This is a genomic window from Rhizobium atlanticum, from assembly GCF_030182485.1.
Taxonomy (GTDB): Bacteria; Pseudomonadota; Alphaproteobacteria; order Rhizobiales; family Rhizobiaceae; genus Rhizobium.
This window is the reverse complement of record NZ_JAQJCJ010000001.1, coordinates 115127-138751: the sequence shown is the minus strand read 5'-3', so window position 1 is coordinate 138751 and position 23625 is coordinate 115127. Positions and strand designations below refer to the sequence as shown.

Here is a 23625-nt window from a genome sequence, read left to right as displayed (position 1 = left end):
AAAATTGTGCGGCGCATAGCAGGCATGCACAAAAAAGCATTGAAACCTGCCTAAGGAAGCACCATATCCAACTCAGCTGATGCATTTCGTGGTTTCTCTCCCAGTTCCACCGCATTAGCTGTTCCCCTCTGGAGGTTATTGACCTTCACAATTCAAAGGGCCCTGGTTTTCCGGTGGCCCTCTTTTTTTGCCCAAAATTTGCTCAATCGACAAAAGCCGCCGCATCACGTGTCCGTGATTTGCATATCGGCATTCAACGATCAATATATCGTTCAAACACGATTTATAGTTCGGCAAACAACGATGGACAAAGACGAGATTATCAAGGCCCTCGCCCACCCCACCCGGATGGACATTCTGAGCTGGCTGAAGAATCCCGAGGAACATTTCCCCACGCAGGAGCATCCCTTTGAAATGGGCGTCTGCGCCAGCCAGTTCGAGCGCTGCGGCCTATCTCAATCCACCGTCTCGGCTCATCTCGGAACCCTGCAGCGCGCCGGCCTCGTCACCACCAGACGCGTCGGCCAGTGGATCTTCTACAAGCGCAACGAAGAAGCGATCGCTGCTTTCCTCAAGCAGCTGACACAGGATCTCTAGAATGCCCTTCTCGTCACCCGCGTTCCACTCGCCGCAGCCCTGATGGCCCTCATCAGCCTGGGTGCGACGGCGTTCACCTATCTCTCCGCTAAGGGCCGGGCCGCCCTCGCCCCGCAGAGTGATCCTCCCGCAAAAGAAAGGACCATCATGGCCAAGCTTTTTGAACCCACCAAGGTTGGCGACATCTCAGTCAAGAACCGCATCGTCATGGCGCCGCTCACCCGCAACCGCTCGCCGGGTGCTATCCCCAATGACCTCAATGTCGAATATTACCGCCAGCGCGCCACCGCGGGTCTGATCATCACCGAAGCGACCGCGATCACCCATCAGGGCCAGGGTTACGCCAACGTGCCTGGCCTTTACAGCAAGGAAGCGCTCGACGGCTGGAAGCGGGTGACCGACGCCGTCCACGCAGCCGGCGGCAGGATCGTCGTCCAGATGTGGCATGTCGGCCGCATATCGCACACGACGCTGCAGCCGGACGGCGGCAAGCCGGTCTCCTCGACCAATCGTATCGCCAAGGCCAAGACCTATCTGGTCAATGCTGACGGCAGCGGCAGCTTTGCCGATACCTCTGAGCCGCGTGCGCTCGAAACTTCCGAAATCCCCGGCATCATCGAGGATTACCGCAAGGCAGCCCGCGCCGCCATCGATGCAGGCTTCGACGGTGTCGAGATCCATGGCGCCAATGGTTATCTGCTCGATCAGTTCATCCGCGATGGCGTCAACGACCGCACCGACCAATATGGCGGCTCGATCGAAAACCGCACCCGCCTCACCTTCGAGGTCGTCGATGCGATCGTGAAGGAAATCGGCGCAGGCCGCACCGCAATCCGCATTTCGCCGGTAACGCCCTCTGGCGAAAGCTACGATTCCAATCCGCAGGCGACCTTCACCCATGTCGTCGAGGGGCTGGCCAGATACGGCCTCGCCTATATCCACGTCATCGAAGGCCAGACCGGCGGCGACCGTGATTACCGGCAGGGCGACAACCCCTCCTTCGATTACAAGGCGCTGCGCCAGGCTTATGAGAAGGCCGGCGGCAAGGCCAGCTGGATGGTCAATAACGGCTATGACCGCGATCTCGCAATGGACGCCGCCGAAAGCGGCCGCGCCGATCTGATCGCCTTCGGCAAACCCTTCATCGCCAATCCCGATCTCGTCGAAAGGCTGGCAAAGAACCTGCCGCTCAACACGCCCGACCAATCGACCTTCTACGGCGGCACCGCCAAGGGCTACCTCGACTATCCCGCCCTCGAAAGGGTCGCCTGAGGTTTCTGCTTCAAGAAATTCGGGCCGAACGCGGGGTTTCCTGAGGCTGCCGACAACCGTCGCAAACCCCGCGACGTCATCCTCCGCCATGTGCCAAGGATCTGCGCCGGTCAAGTTAATTGATTGGAAAACGGGCGTTTCCTTGTCAAGCAATAGCGGTGGTCAGATGCTCGGCACAAGGCCGCGCATGACGGCAGAGACTTTGTCTGCAAACGCAGAAATCCCATCGATAGGTGGAATTTCTGCGTTCAATATCCCTATATAGGATGCATGTTTGCTCCCTACCTTGATCGCTGGTCGCTCATATCGGACGGCGAGCCCATCATCACCCATTCCAGCCGCCTGCTGCCGGTCCTCTGGCAGGAGAGACCCGCCATGCTGAAAGTGGCGACGGATATCGACGAACGATACGGCGCACTGTTGATGCAGTGGTGGGAGGGCGACGGCGCGGCTCATGTCTACGCACACGAAGGCGACGCTGTGTTGCTGGAAAGGGCAACCGGGAAACGCTCCCTGCTTGTCATGGCCATGGACGGAGAAGACGACGAAGCGAGCCGCATTCTCTGCCGCACCGCCGCGCGGCTGCATGCGCCGCGCGAAAGACCGCTCCCCGATCCCATTCCCCTCACCCGCTGGTTCCGTGATCTCGAGCCGGCCGCCGGCAAACATGGCGGCACGCTTGCCGATTGCTCTGCGATCGCCAACGCCCTCCTTGCCGATCCGCGCGATCTCGCCGTCCTCCACGGCGATATCCACCACGGCAACATTCTCGATTTCGAGGAGCGCGGTTGGCTGGCGATCGATCCGAAACGGCTCCACGGCGAGCGCGGTTTCGATTTCGCCAATATCTTCGCCAACGAGGAATTGCGGTCGATCACCGACCTCGCCCGCTTTCGCCGCCAGCTCGCCATCGTCTCTGCGGAGGCGGGGCTGGAGCCGAAGCGGCTGCTGCAATGGATCGCCGCCTATTCGGGCCTTTCCGCCGCCTGGTTTCTTGGCGACCCCAATATCGAACAGGCGGAGACTGCCTTGACGGTCGCGCGCATCGCGCTGGCCGAGCTGGCGGCCTAAGGCGCCTTCTGCAGTGTATGCCCGATAAAGGCGGCCGCGGTCTCACGATGCGCTTCGGGCAGGCAGCCGAGCGCCACGAGTGAGGCTCTTACCGCCTCGTCGATGGGTGTGCGCGGCTCCTCGCCAAGTTCGGCCACAAGCTTCGCGTTGTTCATCCTGAGCGGCACTTTCCAGAGATAGCGCATCTCGTTGATCTCCCGCATCAACGGAATGAAGGGCGCGGCGAGCGGCACGATCCACCAGGGAAACCGCCTGATCTTCGCCTTGCCGCCGGCGACACGCTTGATCGCTTCTGCCATCTGCATGCCATCCGCATCCCAGAAGCCATCCATGTGATAGATGGCGAAGGACGGCAGCCGATCGGCCCGCTCGATGAGTTGGGCGATGGTTTCCGCCATATCCGGCAGATAGGTCCACTGATGGCCGATGCCGCGTCGCCCCGGATTCTTGATGGTGCCGATCGGCTTGCCCGGCGTCACCAGCCCCGATGAGAACCAGCTATTGGCCGTTGCGCCCGGACCGAAGAAATCGCCGGCACGGACGATGATGGCACCGGTGCCCGATTGCGCAGCCGCCTTCAGTCTCTTTTCCATCTCGACCCGGATCGCTCCCTTCTTTGTAAGGGGACGCTGCGGGCTTTCCTCCGTCGGCGACTGCAGGGCATCGGGACCGAAATTATAGACGTTGCCCGGCAGCACGATGCGGGCACCGGCGATGCGAGCGGCAGCGATCGTATTGTCGAGCATCGGCAGCACCAGCCTTTCCCAATCGCGATAGCCGGGCGGATTGACCGCGTGGACAATCAGGCCAACACCTTCAGCCGCCTCCAGCACATCGCCGGCATTCATCGCGTCACCCTCCACCCATTCGAATGCCGGCTCGTTCTTCGACGCCTTGGCGGCGTCACGGTTGAGCGCCCTGATGCGCCAGCCACGGGCCAGAAGCTTGCGCGCGATCGCGCCGCCGATGCCGCCGGTCGCGCCGAGAACCAGTGCGGTGATCTTCATCTCTCCATTCATCGCAATCATCTCCCTTAATTGCACGAGATGACTATGCTCCTGCTTCCAGATAAACGAAATTGACGAAATACTTGGCTTAGCTATACAAAAAAATATGACGCTCGAACCAAGCTGGGATTTCTACCGCAGTTTCCTGACCGTGCTCCAGCAGGGGTCGCTTTCGGCGGCTGCGCGCGAACTGGGGCTGACCCAGCCGACCATAGGCCGTCATGTCGATGCTCTGGAACAGGCGATCGGCGCCGAGCTCTTCATCCGGTCGCCGAACGGCCTCCTGCCGACCGACGCCGCACAGGCGCTGAAACCCTATGCCGAAACGCTGTCGGCAACCGTCGCTGCCCTTTTGCGCACGGCATCCGGTGAGCGAGAGAAGGTAGCCGGAACGGTCAGAGTCAGCGCCAGCGAGGTCGTCGCCGTCGAAGTCTTGCCTCGGATTCTTGGGCCGCTGCAGGAAGCCTATCCCGAACTCCACATCGAGCTCTCGGCATCCGATGCGATTGAAGATCTGGTAAATCGCGAGGCCGATATCGCCGTGCGCATGGCCGAGCCACAGCAGCGTACTCTTATCGTGCGCCGCATCGGCGACTTCCCGATCGGCTTCCACGCCCACCGACGGTATCTCGAACGGCATGGCATTCCGCAAACCATGGCGGACCTCGCCACTCACCGGCTCATCGGCTTCGACCGGCAGACGGCCTACGTCCGCATGGTGATGAAACGCTATCCGGCGCCCGAAGGCATCAAATTCGCCTACAGGACCGACAGCAATCTTGCCCAGCTCTCTGCAATCCGCGCTGGCGTCGGCATCGGTCTCTGCCAGATCGGACTGGCACGGGAAAACCCCGACCTCGTGCATGTCCTTCCCGATGCGTTCGAAATTCCGCTCGGCACATGGGTGGTCATGCACGAAAGCTTGAAGACCTCACCGCGCTGCCGCGCCACGTTCGACGCGCTGGTCGAGGGCCTCCGGGCCTACCATCATCACTCGACCGGCGCGTAAGTAGAAAAACGAGATCGATTTTTGGTGAGAATCAATGGCAATCTCGCAGCTCCTATGGAGATGACGATGCACAAGCCGGTTGAACTCGTGAGTTATGACAGGGAATGGCCGGAAGCTTTCCAGCGCATCCGAGCCAGGCTGCTGGCCTTGCTTCCGCAGGCGCTCGCCATTGATCACGTCGGCAGCACCGCCATACCTGATATGACCGCCAAGTCGCTCATCGATATCGACATCGTTCTTCCCGGTCTGGAGCATATCGAACCTGCGACGCAGGTGCTTCTCTCGGAAAATTACGAGCCGCGCGGCAATCGCTACGACGACGAGGTTTGGGCATTTTTGTCGAGAGATTCGTCGCCGGCGGAGCGGGTCTACCTTTGCCCGGCCGGCAACGGCACGCATCGAAACAGGGTGGCTTTCCGGGATTATCTCATCGCACATCCGGAGGCGGCGGCCGATTATGCCGCGCTCAAACGCAGGCTGGCAGCCGAATTCAGAATGGACGGCGAAGCGCGAATTTGTCGACACGATCGTCACGCGGGCATTGAAGGGATAGATCATGTCGCGCAAAAGTGTGCGCGATTTTGCGATAACGGCATGCGCGAAACAAAGGCCCAAAACGCAGCAAGCGAATTTGAAAGATCGCGACGCGCTTTAGGGTTGACGTCCCGCGCTCTGCGAGGCTCCGGCCATACGCTCCTGCCATAAGCCGTCGACCACCTCGGTTTCCGGTCGGTCGCCGCCCTCGGCATATTCCTCATGCCATTTGCCGTTTTCGTCCTGCCAGCTGATCTCGGCGGAATCGCCCCCGACCTGCTGTTCGGCCGCGACGATGCGCGCAGCTTCGAGCGCCTCGGCATGGGTCGGGAATGCCTCGGAATAGACGCCTCCCAGCCTGTAGGCCCAACCGCCGTCATGTGGCACGACTTCATAGACCACCTTGATCATGCATCCGTCTCCTCATCATCTTGTTGCGCATTCGCATGCTTCCGGACAGGGTCCGGATCATCGCGGCCGCGTGACGAGAATTCGAGGACGCCGCGATCTGCTTTCCGGCCCCGAGGGCGTCAGTATTCCATTAAACGCCCAAGACTGCAAATAGCAGAGTGCCGCCGCTTGCTTCCCATCCGAAATCAGTGACTTACTTAAAAGCGTGAATCGCAACGGGAGCTGAGATTTGGGCATCGCGTCACGCCTTAAAGAGGAGAAGTTCCTGGTCACCGCACTCGTCGTCGCGCTGACCGCCCACCTTCTGGAGCATGCGGTTATGGAAATGGGGCGCGGCTTGGCGCTCGTCGCCGCCGCAGCACTCGTCGCCACCATCGTACTCGCCTCGATCCGCGTCGCCCATCATGCCGAACTGCTCGCCGTCAAGGTCGGTGATCCCTACGGCACAATGATCCTGACACTTTCAGCCCTCGCCGTCGAAGTCATCATTCTCGCTATCATGATGAGGGGCGAGAGCTCGCCAACCCTCGTGCGCGACACGATCTACTCGGCCCTGATGTTGGATATCAACGGCATCCTCGGTCTCGCAGCTCTCCTCGGCGGCCTCAAGCATGGGGAGCAGCCCTACAACGACAATTCGGGCAAGACCTACGGCGTGATGATCCTCACCGCCATGGGCATTTCGATGATCGTGCCGGAATTCGTGCCGAGCGATAAGTGGCACTATTATTCCGCCTTCACCATCATCGCGATGATCGCTCTCTACGGCCTCTTCCTGCGCATGCAGGTCGGCCAGCACAGCTATTTCTTCAGCTACAGCTACCCGCGCTCCGAGCTGAAGAAGGAAAGTCACCACGGACACGGCGCCGACGGACCGGCGGCCGTCTCGATCGCCACCATTCTCGTCGGAGTCGTCATTATCGGCATGCTGGCGGAATTCATGTCGGCCTTCATGACCGAAGGCCTGCGCGACAGCGGCACGCCGATCGCGGTCACGGCCGTCGTCGTCGCGGCGATTTCGGCCGCCCCCGAAATCCTGACCGCCTTGCGGGCGGCGCTCAAGAATCGAATGCAGGCGACCGTCAACATCGCCATGGGCGCCTCGCTATCGACGGTGATCCTGACGGTGCCCGTGATGGAGGCGATCGCACTCTATACCGGCCAGCCCTTCATCATGGCGATGACCCCGGTGCAGACGGTGATGGTGACGATCACCTTGATTGCCGCCGCGATCAACCTCAACGACGGCGAGACAAACGCCATCGAGGGCATGACACATTTCATCCTCTTCGCCACCTTCGTCATGCTGACGGCGCTGGGGCTCTGAGGCCTCCCTCCCCGCGGAGAAGGGACGGAACAGGCTGTTTAGGCAGGCTGTTGGGCGAAGAGCAGGCGTTCACGGGCTGCGAACCATTCCTCGGCGTAATCGTCGTTCTTGTATTCCTCGAAATATGGCCCGCCATCGGTAAAATGGACGTTCTTGGCATCTTCGCGGTAGTCGTATTCATTGACGAGGTAATTCCACGTCACCGGTAATTCGCCGATGAGGTCTTCATTCTCCAGCCATTTGAACTGATGCAGTTGCAGCCCGGTCGCGGTATTGACGTATTCCGGCGTCAGCGCGCGGCATTCGTCATTGTTGAAGAGGATGAGGCTCGACCAGTTCTTCTTTTCGTACTTGGTCTGCGTCTGGCCGAGGAACTTGGTGTCGATCTTCGGCCGGTAATCGTGTTTGACGCACATGACGGCGTAACGCTCGTCGCGCAATGCCCAAAGCTCAGCAATATCGGCACGCATCAGCATGTCGCAATCCATGAAGATGCTCCAGCCCTCATAACCACTGAGATATGGCGTCAGGAAACGCGAGAAGGAGAACTCCGTGGATTGCAGCGCGTTGCGCTGGCGGGTGAAAATCCTGCCAAGATTGGAGAGCGCAATGGGCGAGAACTCGACCGGGATCGACGACTTCTCGATGATGCTCTGCACGAGAACGTGGTAGGCAACCACTTCCTTGGGATCGAATCCCACAAATATTCGGACGTTCTGTTGTTCCATTGTCCACCTTGATCGCCAGCATCGGCAACAGCTTTCTTCGCCACCCACGCCTGTTAGCTAAGGCCTGCGATAGTCATCCCTTCGACTTTTCGAGAAAACGCTGCTTGCGGGTTTTCGGTTTGAACCGCCGAAAGAAATTATCGACGGCGCGGATGAATTTAGTGACGGACATCAGCCTGTCGATCTGGCTGTTCGTATTGTCGAGCCGCTCCGACAAGACTTCAGCCGCGGTCATCGCGATCTCGATCGGCGGCACCTCGGGAAACCGTTTGGCAAGCGCCGAATAGGGGCTGGCATCGACGCCGCCCATCATCGAGATCGAACCCATTCGCGCAAAGAGACGCAGGAAAATCTGCTCGAATGTCCAATCGTGAACGTCGAACACCTTCCACTTCTCGCTCCGCTTCGCCGAAAAGCCGGCAAGCAGGATCTTGCCCGGCAACTGCAGATCGGCGAGCCACAACGCGACCGCAAAGCCGCTCGTCGCGATCTTGCCGATCGGATAGAGATCGGCGAGCATTTGCGTCAGATCGAGGTGACGGGCTTTAGCGCCTTCGAAGCAGCTCGTTTCGCTGAAATTTTCCTCGACGGAGACCCGGATATTGACGACGCCGAGGAAATCGTCGCCGCCAAAAAAGCGCAAGACATCCCCCGTTTCGCGCCTGTGGACGATATGGGCGCCCATCACGTCGCTGCGGGCAACCAGCATGGAATGGCCGACGAAGGGTGCGTCGAGCACCTTATAGACCTTGTTGAAGAAGACGTAGAGCGCCGTCTCCGGCAATTCGCTCCGCAGCCGTTCGAGATCGACCGCCTCGCTATTTGCTACCAGCACGATATGGGAGTAGCCCGACAACAGCGCCTTCCAAGCGTCCGGCGTCAGGAAATCGAAGCCGCCATCCGGAGCGGTCGTAGCCTTGTTATCGCTGGGGATTGATTCCATATCGGCTCACATGCACTTTCCAAAGACGATGCGCTCGGCCCGCCCGACTAGCTGTTGCTGAAATAGGCGCGCATCCGGGCAAGCCGCGTCAAGCCGCCGATCTGCTTTCCCACATGCGAGAGGAAGCCCGCCACTCGGTCCGTCGTCGACGGTTGCCTGCAGAAGGACGTCCAGGCTGTGTTGCGAAGATCTTCGGCATAACGATTAGCCATCCGCCGGTGCACCCAGGGAACGTTCGCCTGCCACGGCTTCTTGCGGCCGGTAAAATGAAAGATGGCCGGCCGATCAACGAAAGGCAGCAGGCCCGTCTGGGTATTCCAGCGCGGATGGAGCACCAGCCAGTCGCCGTCGAAAGTGACGTTCAGCGCATCCTGGTCGTTGTTCTCGAACAGGTGCGACCGCTGCTCGAAGATTTCCCGGGTTCTGGGGAAGAGCCCCCTCGCCCGGCAAGCCGACCAGTCGAACAGCAATACGCCGGCATTGAAGTAGCGGCCCCCCTCGCCCATGCCGATCTTGCGCTGGCGCGCGCCTGATTTCTCGGGAAAGGCCATGACATAGTCGTCAACGGCGGCAAGCGCCTTGCCTTGAAAATCAAGGGTGAAGAGTTCATCGACCGGCGCAACCGCCAGTACGTCGGCATCGAGATAAAGCAGGCGCTCGACATGGCCTGGTATATCCCGATCCATATAGAGCCGCGCCAGCGTGGCGGCGGACCAGCGGCCTCGCGCCTGGAGGCCGGGATCTGGCGTCTTATAGGGCAACACCCTGATCGCCATATCGTGAAGCCGCCCAAAATTATCGACCTCCGCGACCTCGTGCGGCTTGAGGTCGATGCCGAGAAGCAGGAACTCTACACCGGCATTCGTAAGATTGCGCTTGACGGAAAGCAGAGTGCAGCAGGCGGCCGGAAGCATGTTAACGTCAGAACAGACGATGACGGCACTCTGCTGCAAAATCCGGCCCCCCGAAGCGGCAAATTGAACTTGATGCCGGATATCTAGTTGGTTTGGCGTCCGCCCGCAACCGCAGATCACCCGCCCTACCGGCACCCCGCGTCACCTTTTTGAATCGGAATTCAACGACTTGCGAGGCGAAGCGGATTCAATGCGGCAACGTGTTGAATCGGGATGTGAGCTTAGAGCCTTTCCTGGTCAGATTGCAGCATTCTGTTGGCTCAAACGGAGTTGGATGGTCGACCGGCCGGCGCGCGTCGTAGCCCAGATCTACGGCTAAGCCGGCCGGTCGATCAGCCGGCCCGTTTAGGCCAACCCTCCCGCAGATTTGCCTGGCAAATCTGCAAGACTTCAGAATCGCCGGACGCACTTATCGCTTCGCCACGGCGAAGCGGTGATGACAATGGTCTCGCCTGCCTCGACCTCGCGGGCAAGCTCGGTCAGGCGGTTCTTCGCGTCACGGATCGAAACGGTCTTCATGATGCCAAATGTAGCCACATGCAGCTACACCATCAACGCCGGATAAATAAAAGACCTACCATCACCGGCAGGCCTTGAATCGATGTTGTCGCGGTTCACTTTACTTGCAAGCGCCGCAGAAGCGCTGGATGCGGCGGCAGGCTTCCTCAAGCAGATCTTCCGATGTCGCATAGGAGATGCGGAAATTCGGGCCGAGGCCGAAGGCGGAGCCGTGAACGACGGCGACGCCTTCCGATTCCAGAAGCTCGGAAACGAAATCTTCGTCCGTCTCGATGACCTTGCCCGACGGTGCCGTTTTGCCGATCAGGCCGGCGCAGGACGGATAGACGTAGAAGGCGCCTTCCGGCACTGGGCAGACGATACCCTTGGCCTGGTTCAGCATGGAGACGACGAGGTCGCGGCGACCTTCGAAGATCTTCTTGTTCGCCGGGATGAAGTCCTGGGTGCCGTTCAGCGCTTCGACAGCCGCCCACTGGGCGATCGACGTGGCACCCGAGGTCTGCTGACCCTGGATCATGTCCATGGCCTTGATGAGCTGGAGCGGGCCTGCGGCATAGCCGATACGCCAGCCGGTCATCGCATAGGCCTTGGAGACGCCGTTCATTGTCAGCGTGCGGTCATACAGGCTGGGCTCGACCTCCACGGGCGTGACGAATTTGAAGTCGCCATAGGTCAGGTGCTCGTACATGTCGTCGGTCAGCACCCAGACATGCGGATGCTTCATCAGCACATCGGTCAGGGCCTTCAGCTCGGCATGCGTATAGGCCGCGCCCGTCGGGTTGGACGGCGAGTTGAAAATGAACCACTTCGTCTTCGGGGTGATCGCCTTTTCGAGATCGGCAGGCTGGAGTTTGAAGTTATGCTCCTGGGTAGCCGAAACGAACACCGGCGTGCCGCCGCAGAGCGCCACCATCTCCGGATAGGACACCCAGTAGGGCGCCGGAATGACGACCTCATCGCCCGGGTTCAGAGTCGCCATGAAGGCGTTGAACAGGATCTGCTTGCCGCCGGTGCCAACGATCGTCTGTTCCCAGGAATATTCAAGGCCGTTCTCGCGCTTGAACTTGGCGGCGATCGCCTTGCGCAGCTCAGGGATGCCGGAAACCGGCGTATACTTCGTCTCGCCACGGTTGATCGCGTCGATGGCAGCTGTCTTGATATTGTCTGGCGTATCGAAATCCGGCTCGCCTGCGCCGAGGCCAATGACGTCGCGTCCTTTCGCTTTCAGCTCACGCGCTTTCTGGGAGACGGCGATGGTGGCTGAAGGCTTCACACGGGAAAGAGCATCGGCAAGGAAGGCCATGATATCGGTCCTATTGGTTGAAACGGGCAGAAAGCCGGGACCGGAGTTCTGCGGTTAGCTCTATGTCCAATGTATGACGGCATTTCAAGCGCAAAGGCGTGATGGCGGCAATGATTCTTATTGATCGTTTTGCCGCACTGGCAAACCGACCCGCTCTCCATTTCGGCGCGGCTTGCGGCGCACGGTCGAAGCGCTCCGCAGCCAAGCGCGCTTGCGGCGGGATTTAGCTCAGCCTAATCTTCCTCCCGATCCGATGCCGGCGCGTATCGGGCGTCAGGGAGGGCACGGTTAGAAATGACGGACGTCCGGGAATTGAACCAGGCGAAGCTCGGCAATATCAGTAGAGACGACAGGCCAGGACATCGCTCGCCGCAACTACCTGAGCCTCGGTACGGCGATCCTGCCGCCACGAATAAGCCGTAACAAATGCGGCCCGCCGCCGCAATTCGGTCGCGAGGGCGCCGAGATCGAAGCTGCATCATTCGCTCATCCAAAATTGGTTATTGAGGGTAGGCCAATGTTTCTGGAAGATGAGTTCGCCATCGGGCGCATGCGCATGCGCCGAATCTCCATGTCATGTCTTGTCGCCATCACCGCCTTTGTCGCCTGCATCGCCGCGATGCTGGGACTTGCCTCCGCCGCCCGCGCCGAGACGCGGCAGGCATCCGGTCAGCTCGCGGCCTTTGTGCGGCCGAACGACGTCAATAGCGGTTCGCTGCTCTTTCCTTCGAAGGAACCGGGCTTTTATGTCGAAGCGCCGCGGCTGAAGACCGACGTAGCAATCGATGTCTCCGGCCCGATCGCCAGGGTGAAGGTGACCCAGCGCTTCCAGAACCCGAGCCAGGGCTGGGTCGAGGGCACCTACGTCTTCCCGCTGCCCGACAATTCGGCCGTTGACGCGCTGAAGATGCAGATCGGCGAACGCTTCATCGAAGGCCAGATCAAGCCGCGCCAGGAAGCCCGCGAGATCTATGAGCAGGCCAAGGCCGAGGGCAAGAAGACGGCGCTGCTCGAACAGCAGCGGCCGAACATCTTCACCAATCAGGTCGCCAATATCGGCCCCGGTGAAGAGATCGTCGTGCAGATCGAATATCAGCAAACGGTCCATCAGTCCGGCGGTGAATTCTCGCTGCGTTTCCCGATGGTCGTCGCGCCGCGCTATAATCCGGCGCCGATCGTCCAAACCGTCGAGTTCAACAACGGCGCCGGCTTCGCAACGCCGAGCGACCCGGTGGAAAATCGTGAGAAGATCGAAGCCCCGGTGCTCGGTCCGCGCGAGAATGCCAAAATCAATCCGATCTCGCTAACCGTCAATCTCAAGGCCGGCTTCCCGCTCGGTGACGTGAAGTCGTCCTTCCACGAGGTCGATATCCGGCAGGACGGCGACCAGGCAAGGACGATCAGCCTGAACGGCGATGCTGTACCCGCCGACAAGGATTTCGAGCTCACCTGGAAGGCAGCCCCCGGCAAGATGCCGAGCGCCGGCCTCTTCCGCGAAGTCATTGATGGCAAGACCTACCTGCTCGCTTTCGTCACCCCGCCCACGGCACCGGATGCGGCGGCGCCGCCGAAACGCGAGGTGGTCTTCGTCATCGACAATTCCGGCTCCATGTCCGGCCAGTCGATCGAACAAGCAAGACAGAGCCTGGCGCTTGCCATCTCCCGGCTCAACCCCGAGGACCGCTTCAACGTCATCCGTTTCGACGATACGATGACCGATTATTTCAACGGCCTCGTCGCCGCCACCCCCGATAACCGCGAAAAGGCCATCGCTTATATCAGGAGCCTGAACGCCGATGGCGGCACGGAAATGCTGCCGGCGCTCGAGGACGCGCTGCGCAACCAAGGCCCGATCGCAAGCGGAGCGCTGCGCCAGGTCGTATTCCTGACGGATGGCGCGATCGGCAACGAACAGCAGCTCTTCCAGGAAATCACCGCGAGCCGCGGCGATGCCCGCGTCTTCACCGTCGGCATCGGCTCGGCGCCGAACACTTATTTCATGACCAAAGCCGCCGAGGTCGGCCGCGGCACCTTCACCCAGATCGGCTCGACCGATCAGGTGGCAAGCCGCATGAGCGAACTCTTCGCCAAGCTGCAGAACCCCGCCATGACCGATATCGCCGCGGCCTTCGAAGGCATCGAAGCCGAGGATATCACGCCGAACCCGATGCCCGACCTCTATAGCGGCGAGCCTGTGGTTCTGACAGCGGAACTGCCGCAGGACAAGGCTGCCGGAGAGCTGCAGATCGTCGGCAAGACAGCCAACCAGCCCTGGCGCGTCGAGATGGATATCGCCAATGCCGCAGACGGCAACGGCATTTCCAGGCTCTGGGCGCGACGCAAGATCGACGATTTCGAGGCCCGCGCCTATGAGCGCCAGGATCCCGCCGCGCTCGACAAGGACATCGAAACGGTGGCGCTTGCCCACCACCTCGTCTCGCGCGTCACCAGCCTGGTCGCCGTGGACGTCACGCCGTCGCGTCCGGCAAACGAGCCGCTCGGCTCGGCGAAGCTGCCGCTCAACCTGCCCGAGGGCTGGGACTTCAGGAAGGTTTTCGGCGAAAATTCTGTCCCACCCGGCGGCGCAGAGCGCCACGGCGCGGCTGCGCTTGATGGAAGCGCCGAACCGCGAGAGGCCGCAGCCGCAACACAGGCTTTCGCCGCGTCGCCAGAGATCGCCAACCTGATGGCTGCTGCACCAACGGCGAAAGCCGCCACGCTGATCGCACTGAAGAGTTCAACCGTGAACCTGCCGCAGACGGCGACGCGCGCCGACGAGCAGATCATGCGCGGGCTGACCATGCTGCTGCTGGCCCTGGCGGCGGCGAGCGGGCTCGCCATCTGGCGCCGCCGCCTGAAGGGTCTCATCATGGCCGGAGCCAAGCGCAATGGTTTCTAGCAACAATCAGGAAGCGGTCGAATTCGAGCCGCTTCCGACCTATCTGGAACTCGCCATGGCCGCCGCCACGGCCCACGACATGCCGAAGGCACGGAGGAGAAAGGGTTTCTTCCTCTGGCGTCTTTCGCCGATCGAAAAGACGATCGCCTTCGCCATTGCCGGTCTTGCCTTTTACGGCTTGGCGCTGATCGGCGACGGCTTCCTGCTGAAGGCGAAGGCGGAAATCTCGCAAATCCTGCTGAAGCGTGCCTTTGCCGCCGAACTGAGCGGCAAGGAGACGAAACCCTGGCCCTGGGCCGATTTCACCACGATGGCCAGGGTGCGTGCGCCGCGCCTCGGCAAGGACGCGATCGTGCTTTCCGGCGCATCCGGCGAGGCGCTCGCCTTCGGCCCGGCCTGGCTCGCCAATACACCGCAGCCGGGCGACGAGGGCACCTCCGTCATCGCCGCCCATCGCGATACCCATTTTCGCTGGCTGCAGTATATAAGGCCGGGCGATACGATCGAAGTTACCCGCCGCGACGGTAAGCTATTGACCTTCAAGGCCGGCCAAGGCCGCATTGCCCCCTGGGACGCGAGCGGCATCGACCCCGCCTCCGATGGCCGACACCTCGTACTAGCCACCTGCTGGCCCTTCGATGCGACCGAACGCGGGCCGCTGCGCTACATCCTCGAAGCCGAACTGGTCGATGGTAACGCGACCGGCTCCGTTCACCCGGCAAACACAAAGCCGTTATTACAGACAGACTGAGGCTTGAAGCTCTGCCCTGCCCACTCCACGTTCCGGATGGAGAGACGAGGGGAAGCAAATGACGAGAATATCCGCCTTCCATTTCGCCGCGACGCTGATTCTGTTTGGCGCCACATCGACCAATGCGGCCAATAGCGTCAACACGCAGGGTCCTACGGTTCGCGTCGAAAAACTGGCCGATGGTCTCGAACACCCCTGGGCGGTCGAAGTATTGCCCGACGGCGCCTATCTCGTCACCGAGCGGCCGGGCCGCATACGTATCATCCGCAATGGCAAGCCTTCCGAGCCGATCGGCAACGTGCCCAAGGTCAATGCCCGCGGCCAGGGCGGTCTTATGGACGTGGCGCTTGCCCCGGATTTTGCCAAGAGCAGAAAACTCTATTTCACCGCCGCCATCGCCAACAGGCAGGGCTCCGGCACCGAGGCCTTCAGCGCAACGCTGTCTCCCGACGAAAAGAGGCTTCAGGCGGTTACGCCCATCTTCACCATGCGGCGCTTCACGTCAGGCAACATCCAATATGGCGCGCGCATCGCGATCGCCCGCGATGGCACGCTGTTCATCAGCGTCGGCGACCGCGGCGACCGCGACCGCTCGCAGGATTGGCAGGACGATGCCGGCTCGATCGTCCACATCAATGCCGACGGCAGCATCCCCGCCGACAATCCGTTCAAGGACGGCGGCAAGGCGCTGCCGGAGATCTGGTCGAAGGGCCACCGCAACCCGCAAGGCATCACCTTCGATGCGAAGGACGGCAACCTCTACACCGTCGAACATGGCGCACGCGGCGGCGACGAAATCAATCAGATCGAAGCGGGCAAGAATTATGGTTGGCCGATCATCACCTACGGCCGTGACTATTCAGGCGCCGAGATCGGCGAAGGCACCGCCAAAAAAGGGCTGGAGCAGCCGCTGCACTATTGGGATCCTTCGATCGCGCCCGGCGCGCTCGCTGTCTATCGCGGCGCCATGTTCCCGGAATGGGACGGCGACTTCCTCGTCGCGGCGCTGAAATTCCAGCTGCTCTCGCGCATGCAGCGCGACGAGAGCGGCGCCTTCATCGCCGAGGAGCGCTTGTTCGAGGGCGACTACGGCCGCATTCGCGACGTCATTGTAGCGCCCGACGGCGCGCTGCTGATGCTGACGGACGAGGACGACGGCGCGCTGCTCAGGGTCTCGCGCGCTCAGGCCAACAACGGTTGAGCGGTCACAGCGCGCCGCGCAATTCCTTGCGAATGACGAATTTCAGCCCGGACCAGATCTCGTCGACTGCGCAGACCTTGACATCGACCAGGCCCGTTGGCAGCAGGATCTCGCGCAGCACATCCTCGGTGATATCGGTGGGCACGCGTGAGCTCTTCTTCGGCCAGGAGATCCAGATCATGCCGTCGGGCTTCAGGACCCGGAACAGCGTCGGCGCCGCCGCTTCCAACACTACGCGGTCAGTCACAAATAGATGGACATAATCGAGCGCCGGCAAAAGAGTCTCGGGAAGCAGGCGGATGACCGAAGCAAAACCGCCGAAACCGTTGATGTCGTCGATCGTTTCGGGAACACCGAGAAGAGCGGCAGCCTGCCCATGCGCAAGCCCGAGCTTCCTGGCCAGCGGCGTACCGGAATAGCCTGCCATTCCGGATACCGCCATACCGCTCGCCGGCGTCTGTTTTTCGCGTTGCATGCCTCCACCTCCGCCATCAGCGCCAAGTCTTCGCCCTTGCCTAGAGGAAAGGCAACTGCTAACCGCTCGAACAGATCTCCCTTCCTCATCGAGGACGACATGACGCGCATTCAGGCGAACCTCCTCCTGTTGCTTGCAGCCGCCATCTGGGGCGGCGGCTTCGTCGCGCAGTCGACGGCGATGAAGGCGATCGGCCCCTTCTGGTTCATCGCCTTACGTTTTGCCGTCGCCACATTGGCCGTCTTGCCTTTCGTTCTTCTGGAAGCGCGCAAGGCAGAGGTGAAAACCAGCGCGCGCCATGCCAAGCTCTATATCCTCACCGGCCTTGCCCTTTTCAGCGGCGCCGCCACCCAGCAGGTCGGCCTGCAGACGACGACGGTGACGAATTCCAGCTTTATCACCGGCCTCTATGTCGTCTTCGTGCCGCTCATTGCCGTGTTCTTCCTGCGCCGTGCGCCGCATTGGATCATCTGGCCGGGCGCGCTGATGGCGCTCGCCGGCATCTATCTCCTGTCCGGCGGTCATCTCTCGGCGCTCACCTCAGGCGATCTCCTGACCGTGGCCTGCGCCGCCTTCTGGGCGATCCAGATCACCCTTGCCGGCATGACCGTCTCCGAGAGCGGAAGGCCGCTCGCGCTGGCCGCCACGCAATTTGCCGTCACCACGGCCTGCGCGTTGGCCGTTGCCGCAGCGGTGGAACCGATCAGCATTTCGGCGATTTTGGCCGCAGGACCTGAGATCCTTTATGTCGGCATCTTCTCGTCCGGCTTGGCCTTCGTGCTGCAGGTGATTGCCCAGCGCTACACGACTCCGTCGCAGGCGGCGATCTTCCTTTCGTCCGAAGCGCTCTTCGGCGCATCGCTCGCAGCCCTGATTCTCGGTGAGTCGATGCCGGCCACCGGATATACAGGTTGTGCGCTAATGTTTATCGCTATGCTTGTAGTCGAGATCGTGCCCGGCTTTGCTCGCCGCCGCCTGTCAGCCGCCTGAACATGCGCCCAAATATGGGTGGACGCCGGATTCAAAAAAATTTTTAGGGAACTCGCTAGCCCGTTTACGTTGTATTTTTGGCAAAATCTGCCCGAAACTTACATTGCGGGCGATATAAATCGTTAATCATCTCCCATTCGCGACGGAAATTTTGCGTTTTTGCGCAAACCAGACGTGGGCAGCAGTGTGCCCTGAAGGACACGTTAAAAAACTTTTGCTTGCCAAAATCCCTTAAACGCAGCACTCTCAGCGCGTTCGGGCATTTTGCGAGCATGGGAAGTCCTTAAGTATTTGCGCGCCGGGAACGCTAATATTCCGGTCAGCCGGTTCCAAACAAAGCAGGCGAAAGTCCTGCTTGGAGCAGGCCGAGGTAGAGGGGACCTTTTTCTCAAATTTCAAGACTTGCCTGCCAACGCCTCCCGCAAGGAGGCAATGCTATGATGCTGCCCGTGTGGATGGCGGGCAGAGAGAAAAGGACCTGACGCATGGCCGAGACTGGCACTGTAAAATTCTTCAATACCGACAAGGGCTTCGGCTTCATCAAGCCGGACCGGGGCGGCGCCGATATCTTCGTTCACATTTCTGCCGTACAGGCCTCCGGGCTGGCCGGTTTGACGGAAAACCAGAAGGTAAGCTTCGACACGGAGCCGGATCGCCGCGGCAAGGGCCCCAAGGCCGTCAATCTGCAGATTGCCGGCTGAGCCCTTAACAAGGCTGTCGAATTCGAGTTGAAGCCCGGCAGCAATGCCGGGTTTTGTCGTTCAGCCTTCGTTCAGCCAGAAATCTTTAGGACTGACACCATCGAGAAGGAACCGGCGTTCGGTTTCCGAGATTAGGACTTGATGCTTATGAACAGGCTCGCCAAAACTCTTCTGCTGACGGCAACGGCTGCCGCGCTTTCTCTCTCCGTCATCGGCGAGGCCTCGGCCGGTGACCACCACTGGCGCCATCATCACAACAACGATGCCCTCGTCGGTGGCGCTGTCGGTCTCGCCACCGGTTTGATTGTCGGCTCGGCTATCGCCAACGCCAATAATGGCCCTGTTTATGACGAACCCCGCTACATCGACCCGCCGTACGAGCCAGAATATTACGAGCCGGCTCCGGTCTATCGCGCTCCGCGCCGCGTCTATGTCGAGCAGCCGCAATATGTTGAACAGCCTAGATATTATGCGCCTACGCGCGCGTCGGTGGAGCCCTGGTCACCGCAATGGGAGCGTTATTGCTCCTACCGCTACCGCTCCTTCGATCCGCGCAGCGGCACCTATATCGGCAATGATGGCCGCAGTCACTTCTGCACCGCCGGCTGATCTGCCAACACGTCATCGCGAAGCGCCGCTCTCCAGCGGCGCTTTTGTTTTTGCCTCGTTCAGCCCGCCTTCTTCTCCCAGGGCATCGCCCGCATCTCGGCATCCGGCTCGAAATCGGTCGAGACGCTGACCGCGCGCCATGCCCGATCGGCCTCGATGCGTGCCGCATCCGCCTTCTCGACATTGCGCACAGCATCGCTGCCGAGCAGCAACCGGAGCGGCGGCTGGTCGAGACCGGCAATGTGAATGACGACGGCGGCCGCTTTGGCAGGATCGCCAGGTTGACGGCCGTCATATTCACGTTGGAAGCGCACCGTGGCGCCGACCGTTTCCGCATAGTCCGCGCGCCCCTCGGCCAGCACCGTCGAGGCACCGGCAAAATCAGTTCTGAAACCGCCGGGTTCGACCACTGTCACCTTGATGCCGAATGGCGCGACTTCCTTCGACAACACCTCCGAAAAGCCCTCGACTGCAAATTTGGCTGCCGAATAGGCGCCACGTCCGGCCGGTCCGATACGGCCGCCGACGGATGAGAACTGGATGATATGGCCCGCACCCTGTTCGCGCATCAGGGCGATCACCGCCTTGGTCATGATAACAGTACCGAAGAGGTTGGTCTCGACCTGGGCTCGGAAATCGACGAGGCTGGTATCCTCGATCGGACTGACATTGCCGTAGCCGGCATTGTTGACAAGCACGTCGATACGGCCGAACCGCTTCACGCCAGCTTCCACCGCGGCAGCTGCCGCTTCCTCGTCGGTCACGTCGAGCGCCAGCGTCAGCACCTGATTGCCATATTGTTCGGAAAGATCCGCAAGCCGGGCAGGATCGCGCGCCGTCGCCACCAGATTATCGCCGGCGGCCAGAACCGCCTCCGCCAGCGCCCGGCCGAGACCACGCGAACTGCCTGTAATCAACCACACCTTCGACATCGGAAACCTCTCCTTGATTGGTTCCCCGAGCATGTAGGTCCTATTGTTCCCGATCGAAAGAAGGTACCAGAATGATCTATTCACACCTCGAGGTAACTGAAGTGGCCGGCGACATATTCGATTTCTGCTGCAACATGACTGAAGAGCAGGATGCACGGGCGCGCGCCTTGATAGAACGGGCGGCGGCGAAATGGCCACTGCGCATCCTGCACGCACTATCGGATGCCGGCGCACCCTTACGCTTCTCGCGCCTCATGGAGCGGATCGAGGGCATCAGCCAGAAAGTGCTGACGCAGACGCTGCGCACCCTCGAAAGCGACGGCCTCATTATTCGCACCCTCTATCCCGAGATTCCACCGCGCGTTGAATATGAATTGACGCCGCTTGGCCGCGACCTCCTCATGCAGGTCGTCACTCTCTGGCGTTGGATCGTGGAGCGCCTGGATGAGTTCGATTCGCGCAAGGCCGTGAAACTGACGGCAACGGACAATTAGGCCGGAATACGGATCGTTGCCCGTAAGCCCCCGAGCGGGCTGTCGCCCAGCGTGACGTTGCCGCCATGGCTGCGAGCAATATCGCGGGCAATCGCAAGACCGAGGCCGGTGCCGGATGCATCCAGGTTGCGCGCTGCGTCCAGCCGGAAGAACGGCTTGAACACGTCCTCGCGATTCTTTTCCGGAATGCCCGGCCCGTCATCGTCGAAGATAACAGTCAGCCACTTGGCATTGTGCTTGGCCTCGATGTCGAGCCTATTGGCATAACGGCGCGCGTTCGAGGCAAGGTTGGTGACGAGACGCGTGAACGCATTCGGCCTGACGGAAATGTCGTCGTCGCCTTCGATCGAATAGCTGAACTGCTTACGATGCAGGACGAAATCGGATTCCAGCTTGGCGAAGATCTCGCTGAGCTTCAGTTCGCCGACATCCTCTTCGACCTCGCCGCGGGCGAAGGCCATGTAGGCCTCCAGCATCGTCTGCATATCATTGACGTCGTCGTTCAGGCCATGCAGGTCGGGATTGTCGCCGGCGAGCGCCAGTTGCAGCTTGAAGCGGGTGAGAATGGTGCGCAGATCATGGCTGACGCCGGAAAGCATCGCCGTACGCTGCTCGATCTGCCGCTCGATGCGTTCACGCATCAGAATGAAGGCAAGGCCGGCGCGCCTGACCTCGTCGGCGCCGCGCGGATAGAAATTGTCGGGCTTCTGCCCTTTGCCGAAGCTTTCGGCAGCCCGCGCCAGCATCAGGATCGGCCGGATCTGCCCGCGCAGGAAGAGAATCGAAATGCCGATTAGCACCAGCGATGTGCCGACCATCCAGACGATGAAGATGTGGGTGTTGGAGGCATAGGTCTGACTGCGTTTGGCCAGCACCCGCAGGATCTTGTTCTCGAGCTTGATCCGGATTTCGACGAGGTTCGAGTTGCCAACCGTGTCGATCCAGAAAGGCCGGTGAATCTCGTCGGTGATCTCATCGCTGAGGATGCCGTCAAGGATCGAGAAGAAGGGCTTGACGCGCGGCGGCGGCAGATCGCCGTCCGGCTCAATCGAAATCTGCAGGTTAAGCTGATCGCGCGCGATGCGGATGATCTCGCTATAGTCGGAATTCTGCGGATAGGTCTCGACGATCTCGATGATGGCGGCGATGTCGCGGGTGACGGCGAGCGACAGGCGCTCGGTCACCATTTGCCAGTGACGCTCCATGAAGACGGCGGCGACGACGGATTGCAGCAGCACCATCGGGATGATGATGATCAGCAGCGAGCGCGCGTAGAGCCCGGTGGGCAATCGGCGCCGCAGCCAGCGGACGATCCAGCGCCAGCCCGCCGCCGGAGCGCGGTCTTCCCGCCGCAAACTGTCCATTGTCACCATCGTCGGTCCCGGCCGTTCAGAGCGCGATACGGGAAAGTGTGAACCGTCCTCCGCATCATGCTCCACTTCTCAAATCTAGTCGATGCTCAGCCTGTATCCGATGCCGCGCACCGTCTGCAGCCAGACGGGATTGGCCGGATCCTCCTCGATCTTGCGCCTGAGCCGGTTGATCTGCACGTCGATCGTCCGCTCGCCGACCTCTGTGTCATTGCCGATCAGTTCGTGACGGGGGATGGTGTCACCGGCGCGCCGCGCAAAGAGCAGCATGATTTCCTGTTCGCGATCGGTAAGCCGGATCACCTCGCTGGCTTTCTTCAGCTCCTTGCGGGTCAGGGAGAAAGTGTAGGGCCCAAACATGACCTGTTCGATCTTCAGCCCCTCACCGTTGGCGGTGCGGCGCAGGATATTGTTGATGCGCAGGACCAGCTCGCGCGGATCGAAGGGTTTGGAGAGATAATCGTCGGCGCCGGCCTCAAGGCCTTCGATGCGATTGCCCGATTCCGCCAGCGCCGTCAGCATGATAATCGGCACGTTCTTGATGGCGCGAAGCCCGCGGGTGACGTCGATGCCGGATTCGCCCGGCATCATCACATCCATGATGATGAGATCGAAATCGAGACCGGCAAGTTTGCGCTGCGCCTCGGCGCCGTCGGCCGCGACAGTGACGCGAAAGCCGTTCTCCGCGAGATAGCGATTGAGCAGCGCGCGGATACGGGAGTCATCGTCGACCACCAGCAGATGCGCCGCATCGTCGGAAATACCTGTCTTGACCGCCATTCAATCCGCCTTCTTTCTATCCCGCATGCCTCCAAGGAAGGCCTTCACGCCCTCCCGCACCTGCGCAGAGGCTCCTTCGAATGCCCGCTCAATGCGGCGCGATTGCGGCTCTGCAAGGGCAAGCGCCAGCTCGCGCCCCGATTTCGTCGGATAAAGCTTGCGCTGCCGCCGATCCTCAGGACCGGCCACCTGGCGAATATAGCCCGAATCGATCAGCTGTTTCAGCACCCTTGCAAGACTCTGCTTGGTGATCTTCAGTGTGTCGAGAAGATCAGCAACCGTCATGCCGGGATTGCGGTTGACGAAATGCACGACGCGGTGATGCGCCCGTCCGAAGCCGCTCTTTTCGAGGATGGCGTCAGGATCAGAAACGAAGTCGCGATAGGCGAAGAAGAATAGTTCGATCATCTCGAAATCGATACCGCCTGTATCCTCCATTGGCGTGGCCAACGGCTCCGGCTTGCCTGCTTTGGGACCGGTCTGTCGTGACACTCCACATTTCCTTTCTCGTTGCGCGCGTTGCGGGAAACTTCCGCATACATAGGTCAGTATCATTGACCTAAATTTACGCGGCTGCCAGCTTCACCGAACTTCGTGGGAGCCCGAGCTTATTCCGCAATTTCCCTGATATTTCTTGGGTAACCAAGGCCCGCCCGGAACTTCTGACGCAATAAGCAACTCCCCCGACGTCTTGGATAAAACGTAATGGGGACAACAATCAACAGGCATGGCGAGTGAAGCCCCGGCGGAGATTAGGAATGGCTTCAAAGGCGGGAGGAGGATTGCGC

The 23625-nt window shown here is 60.7% G+C and carries 23 protein-coding genes and 2 pseudogenes; 13 read left to right on the top strand and 12 right to left on the bottom strand.

Annotated elements, in window-relative coordinates; genetic code table 11:
- Nucleotides 1-303: 303 nt before the first annotated feature.
- The 3 genes from PH551_RS00675 (at nucleotide 304) to PH551_RS00665 (ending at nucleotide 2940) form a co-directional block, all read left to right on the top strand.
- Nucleotides 304-597 (top strand): ArsR/SmtB family transcription factor, encoded by a 294-nt coding sequence (locus PH551_RS00675; protein ID WP_097596912.1) that lies wholly within the window; start codon nucleotides 304-306, stop codon nucleotides 595-597.
- Nucleotides 598-744: 147 nt separating this feature from the next.
- Nucleotides 745-1869: an alkene reductase gene (locus PH551_RS00670; protein ID WP_285191471.1), complete on the top strand. Its 1125-nt coding sequence runs from the start codon at nucleotides 745-747 to the stop codon at nucleotides 1867-1869.
- Between the two features lie 270 nt (nucleotides 1870-2139).
- The gene (locus tag PH551_RS00665; protein WP_285191470.1) at nucleotides 2140-2940 is read left to right on the top strand and encodes an aminoglycoside phosphotransferase family protein; all 801 of its coding nucleotides are present in this window, start codon (nucleotides 2140-2142) and stop codon (nucleotides 2938-2940) included.
- Here PH551_RS00665 and PH551_RS00660 read toward each other — a convergent pair.
- The gene (locus PH551_RS00660) at nucleotides 2937-3959 is read right to left on the bottom strand and encodes an NAD-dependent epimerase/dehydratase family protein (protein ID WP_285191469.1); all 1023 of its coding nucleotides are present in this window, start codon (nucleotides 3957-3959) and stop codon (nucleotides 2937-2939) included. The two genes, PH551_RS00665 and PH551_RS00660, sit on opposite strands and share 4 nt — an antisense overlap.
- Before the next feature lie 94 nt (nucleotides 3960-4053).
- On the opposite strand from PH551_RS00660, the gene PH551_RS00655 reads away from it, so the two are divergent.
- Together PH551_RS00655 and PH551_RS00650 are read left to right on the top strand one after the other, a co-directional pair.
- Nucleotides 4054-4956 (top strand): LysR family transcriptional regulator, encoded by a 903-nt coding sequence (locus tag PH551_RS00655; protein WP_285191468.1) that lies wholly within the window; start codon nucleotides 4054-4056, stop codon nucleotides 4954-4956.
- Nucleotides 4957-5016: 60 nt separating this feature from the next.
- Nucleotides 5017-5509 (top strand): annotated as a pseudogene (locus PH551_RS00650) (GrpB family protein).
- Nucleotides 5510-5607: 98 nt separating this feature from the next.
- On the opposite strand, the gene PH551_RS00645 reads toward PH551_RS00650, so the two are convergent.
- Nucleotides 5608-5901 carry a DUF2188 domain-containing protein gene (locus tag PH551_RS00645; protein ID WP_085778883.1) on the bottom strand — a complete coding sequence of 98 codons (294 nt, stop codon included), beginning with the start codon at nucleotides 5899-5901 and terminating at the stop codon, nucleotides 5608-5610.
- 229 nt (nucleotides 5902-6130) lie between these two features.
- On the opposite strand from PH551_RS00645, the gene PH551_RS00640 reads away from it, so the two are divergent.
- A complete protein-coding gene (locus tag PH551_RS00640) occupies nucleotides 6131-7228 on the top strand; it encodes a calcium:cation antiporter (protein WP_285191467.1) in 1098 nt (365 codons plus the stop codon).
- A gap of 38 nt (nucleotides 7229-7266) precedes the next feature.
- Here the strand turns inward: PH551_RS00640 and PH551_RS00635 are convergent, their stop codons facing one another.
- The 5 genes and pseudogenes from PH551_RS00635 to PH551_RS00615 form a co-directional block, all read right to left on the bottom strand.
- The gene (locus tag PH551_RS00635) at nucleotides 7267-7956 is read right to left on the bottom strand and encodes a glycosyltransferase family protein (RefSeq protein WP_285191466.1); all 690 of its coding nucleotides are present in this window, start codon (nucleotides 7954-7956) and stop codon (nucleotides 7267-7269) included.
- 73 nt (nucleotides 7957-8029) lie between these two features.
- Nucleotides 8030-8899 carry a 3-deoxy-manno-octulosonate cytidylyltransferase gene (locus tag PH551_RS00630; RefSeq protein ID WP_285191465.1) on the bottom strand — a complete coding sequence of 290 codons (870 nt, stop codon included), beginning with the start codon at nucleotides 8897-8899 and terminating at the stop codon, nucleotides 8030-8032.
- Nucleotides 8900-8946: 47 nt separating this feature from the next.
- A complete protein-coding gene (locus tag PH551_RS00625; RefSeq protein ID WP_285191464.1) occupies nucleotides 8947-9852 on the bottom strand; it encodes a glycosyltransferase family 8 protein in 906 nt (301 codons plus the stop codon).
- 393 nt (nucleotides 9853-10245) lie between these two features.
- Nucleotides 10246-10332: pseudogene (locus PH551_RS33010) on the bottom strand (type II toxin-antitoxin system Phd/YefM family antitoxin); the annotation flags it as partial.
- Between the two features lie 100 nt (nucleotides 10333-10432).
- Entirely contained in the window at nucleotides 10433-11635 is a 1203-nt protein-coding gene (locus PH551_RS00615) for a pyridoxal phosphate-dependent aminotransferase (protein WP_285191462.1), read from the bottom strand.
- A gap of 517 nt (nucleotides 11636-12152) precedes the next feature.
- Between PH551_RS00615 and PH551_RS00610 the strand changes: the two genes are divergently transcribed.
- Genes PH551_RS00610 through PH551_RS00600 form a run of 3 tightly spaced genes read left to right on the top strand, consistent with a single transcriptional unit; the run spans nucleotide 12153 to nucleotide 16486 of the window.
- Complete coding sequence (locus PH551_RS00610; protein WP_285191461.1) at nucleotides 12153-14534, top strand: marine proteobacterial sortase target protein; 2382 nt, start codon at nucleotides 12153-12155, stop codon at nucleotides 14532-14534.
- Entirely contained in the window at nucleotides 14524-15285 is a 762-nt protein-coding gene (locus PH551_RS00605; RefSeq protein WP_285191460.1) for a class GN sortase, read from the top strand. The genes PH551_RS00610 and PH551_RS00605 overlap by 11 nt, the downstream gene beginning before the upstream one ends.
- A 58-nt stretch (nucleotides 15286-15343) precedes the next feature.
- Nucleotides 15344-16486, top strand: coding sequence for a PQQ-dependent sugar dehydrogenase (locus PH551_RS00600; protein WP_285191459.1), 1143 nt, complete (start codon nucleotides 15344-15346; stop codon nucleotides 16484-16486).
- A 4-nt stretch (nucleotides 16487-16490) separates the two neighbouring features.
- On the opposite strand, the gene PH551_RS00595 is transcribed toward PH551_RS00600, so the two are convergent.
- Nucleotides 16491-16961, bottom strand: coding sequence for a DUF3052 domain-containing protein (locus tag PH551_RS00595; RefSeq protein WP_285191458.1), 471 nt, complete (start codon nucleotides 16959-16961; stop codon nucleotides 16491-16493).
- 99 nt (nucleotides 16962-17060) lie between these two features.
- Between PH551_RS00595 and PH551_RS00590 the strand changes: the two genes are divergently transcribed.
- From PH551_RS00590 to PH551_RS00580, 3 genes are all read left to right on the top strand, one after another.
- Entirely contained in the window at nucleotides 17061-17951 is an 891-nt protein-coding gene (locus tag PH551_RS00590; RefSeq protein WP_285191457.1) for a DMT family transporter, read from the top strand.
- 485 nt (nucleotides 17952-18436) lie between these two features.
- Nucleotides 18437-18652: a cold-shock protein gene (locus tag PH551_RS00585; RefSeq protein ID WP_003561293.1), complete on the top strand. Its 216-nt coding sequence runs from the start codon at nucleotides 18437-18439 to the stop codon at nucleotides 18650-18652.
- Nucleotides 18653-18799: 147 nt separating this feature from the next.
- Complete coding sequence (locus tag PH551_RS00580) at nucleotides 18800-19261, top strand: BA14K family protein (protein ID WP_285191446.1); 462 nt, start codon at nucleotides 18800-18802, stop codon at nucleotides 19259-19261.
- 59 nt (nucleotides 19262-19320) lie between these two features.
- Here the strand turns inward: PH551_RS00580 and PH551_RS00575 are convergent, their stop codons facing one another.
- On the bottom strand, nucleotides 19321-20193 hold the full coding sequence (locus PH551_RS00575) for an oxidoreductase (protein WP_285191445.1): 873 nt from the start codon (nucleotides 20191-20193) through the stop codon (nucleotides 19321-19323).
- A 71-nt stretch (nucleotides 20194-20264) separates the two neighbouring features.
- Here PH551_RS00575 and PH551_RS00570 point away from each other — a divergent pair, with 71 nt between their 5' ends.
- Nucleotides 20265-20687 carry a winged helix-turn-helix transcriptional regulator gene (locus tag PH551_RS00570; protein ID WP_285191444.1) on the top strand — a complete coding sequence of 141 codons (423 nt, stop codon included), beginning with the start codon at nucleotides 20265-20267 and terminating at the stop codon, nucleotides 20685-20687.
- Here PH551_RS00570 and PH551_RS00565 read toward each other — a convergent pair.
- The 3 genes from PH551_RS00565 to PH551_RS00555 form a co-directional block, all read right to left on the bottom strand.
- Nucleotides 20684-22060 carry an ATP-binding protein gene (locus tag PH551_RS00565; protein ID WP_085778895.1) on the bottom strand — a complete coding sequence of 459 codons (1377 nt, stop codon included), beginning with the start codon at nucleotides 22058-22060 and terminating at the stop codon, nucleotides 20684-20686. The genes PH551_RS00570 and PH551_RS00565 overlap by 4 nt on opposite strands.
- Before the next feature lie 75 nt (nucleotides 22061-22135).
- Nucleotides 22136-22837, bottom strand: coding sequence for a response regulator (locus PH551_RS00560; protein WP_285191443.1), 702 nt, complete (start codon nucleotides 22835-22837; stop codon nucleotides 22136-22138).
- Entirely contained in the window at nucleotides 22838-23329 is a 492-nt protein-coding gene (locus PH551_RS00555) for a MarR family winged helix-turn-helix transcriptional regulator (RefSeq protein WP_085778896.1), read from the bottom strand.
- Between the last annotated feature and the right edge of the window lie 296 nt (nucleotides 23330-23625).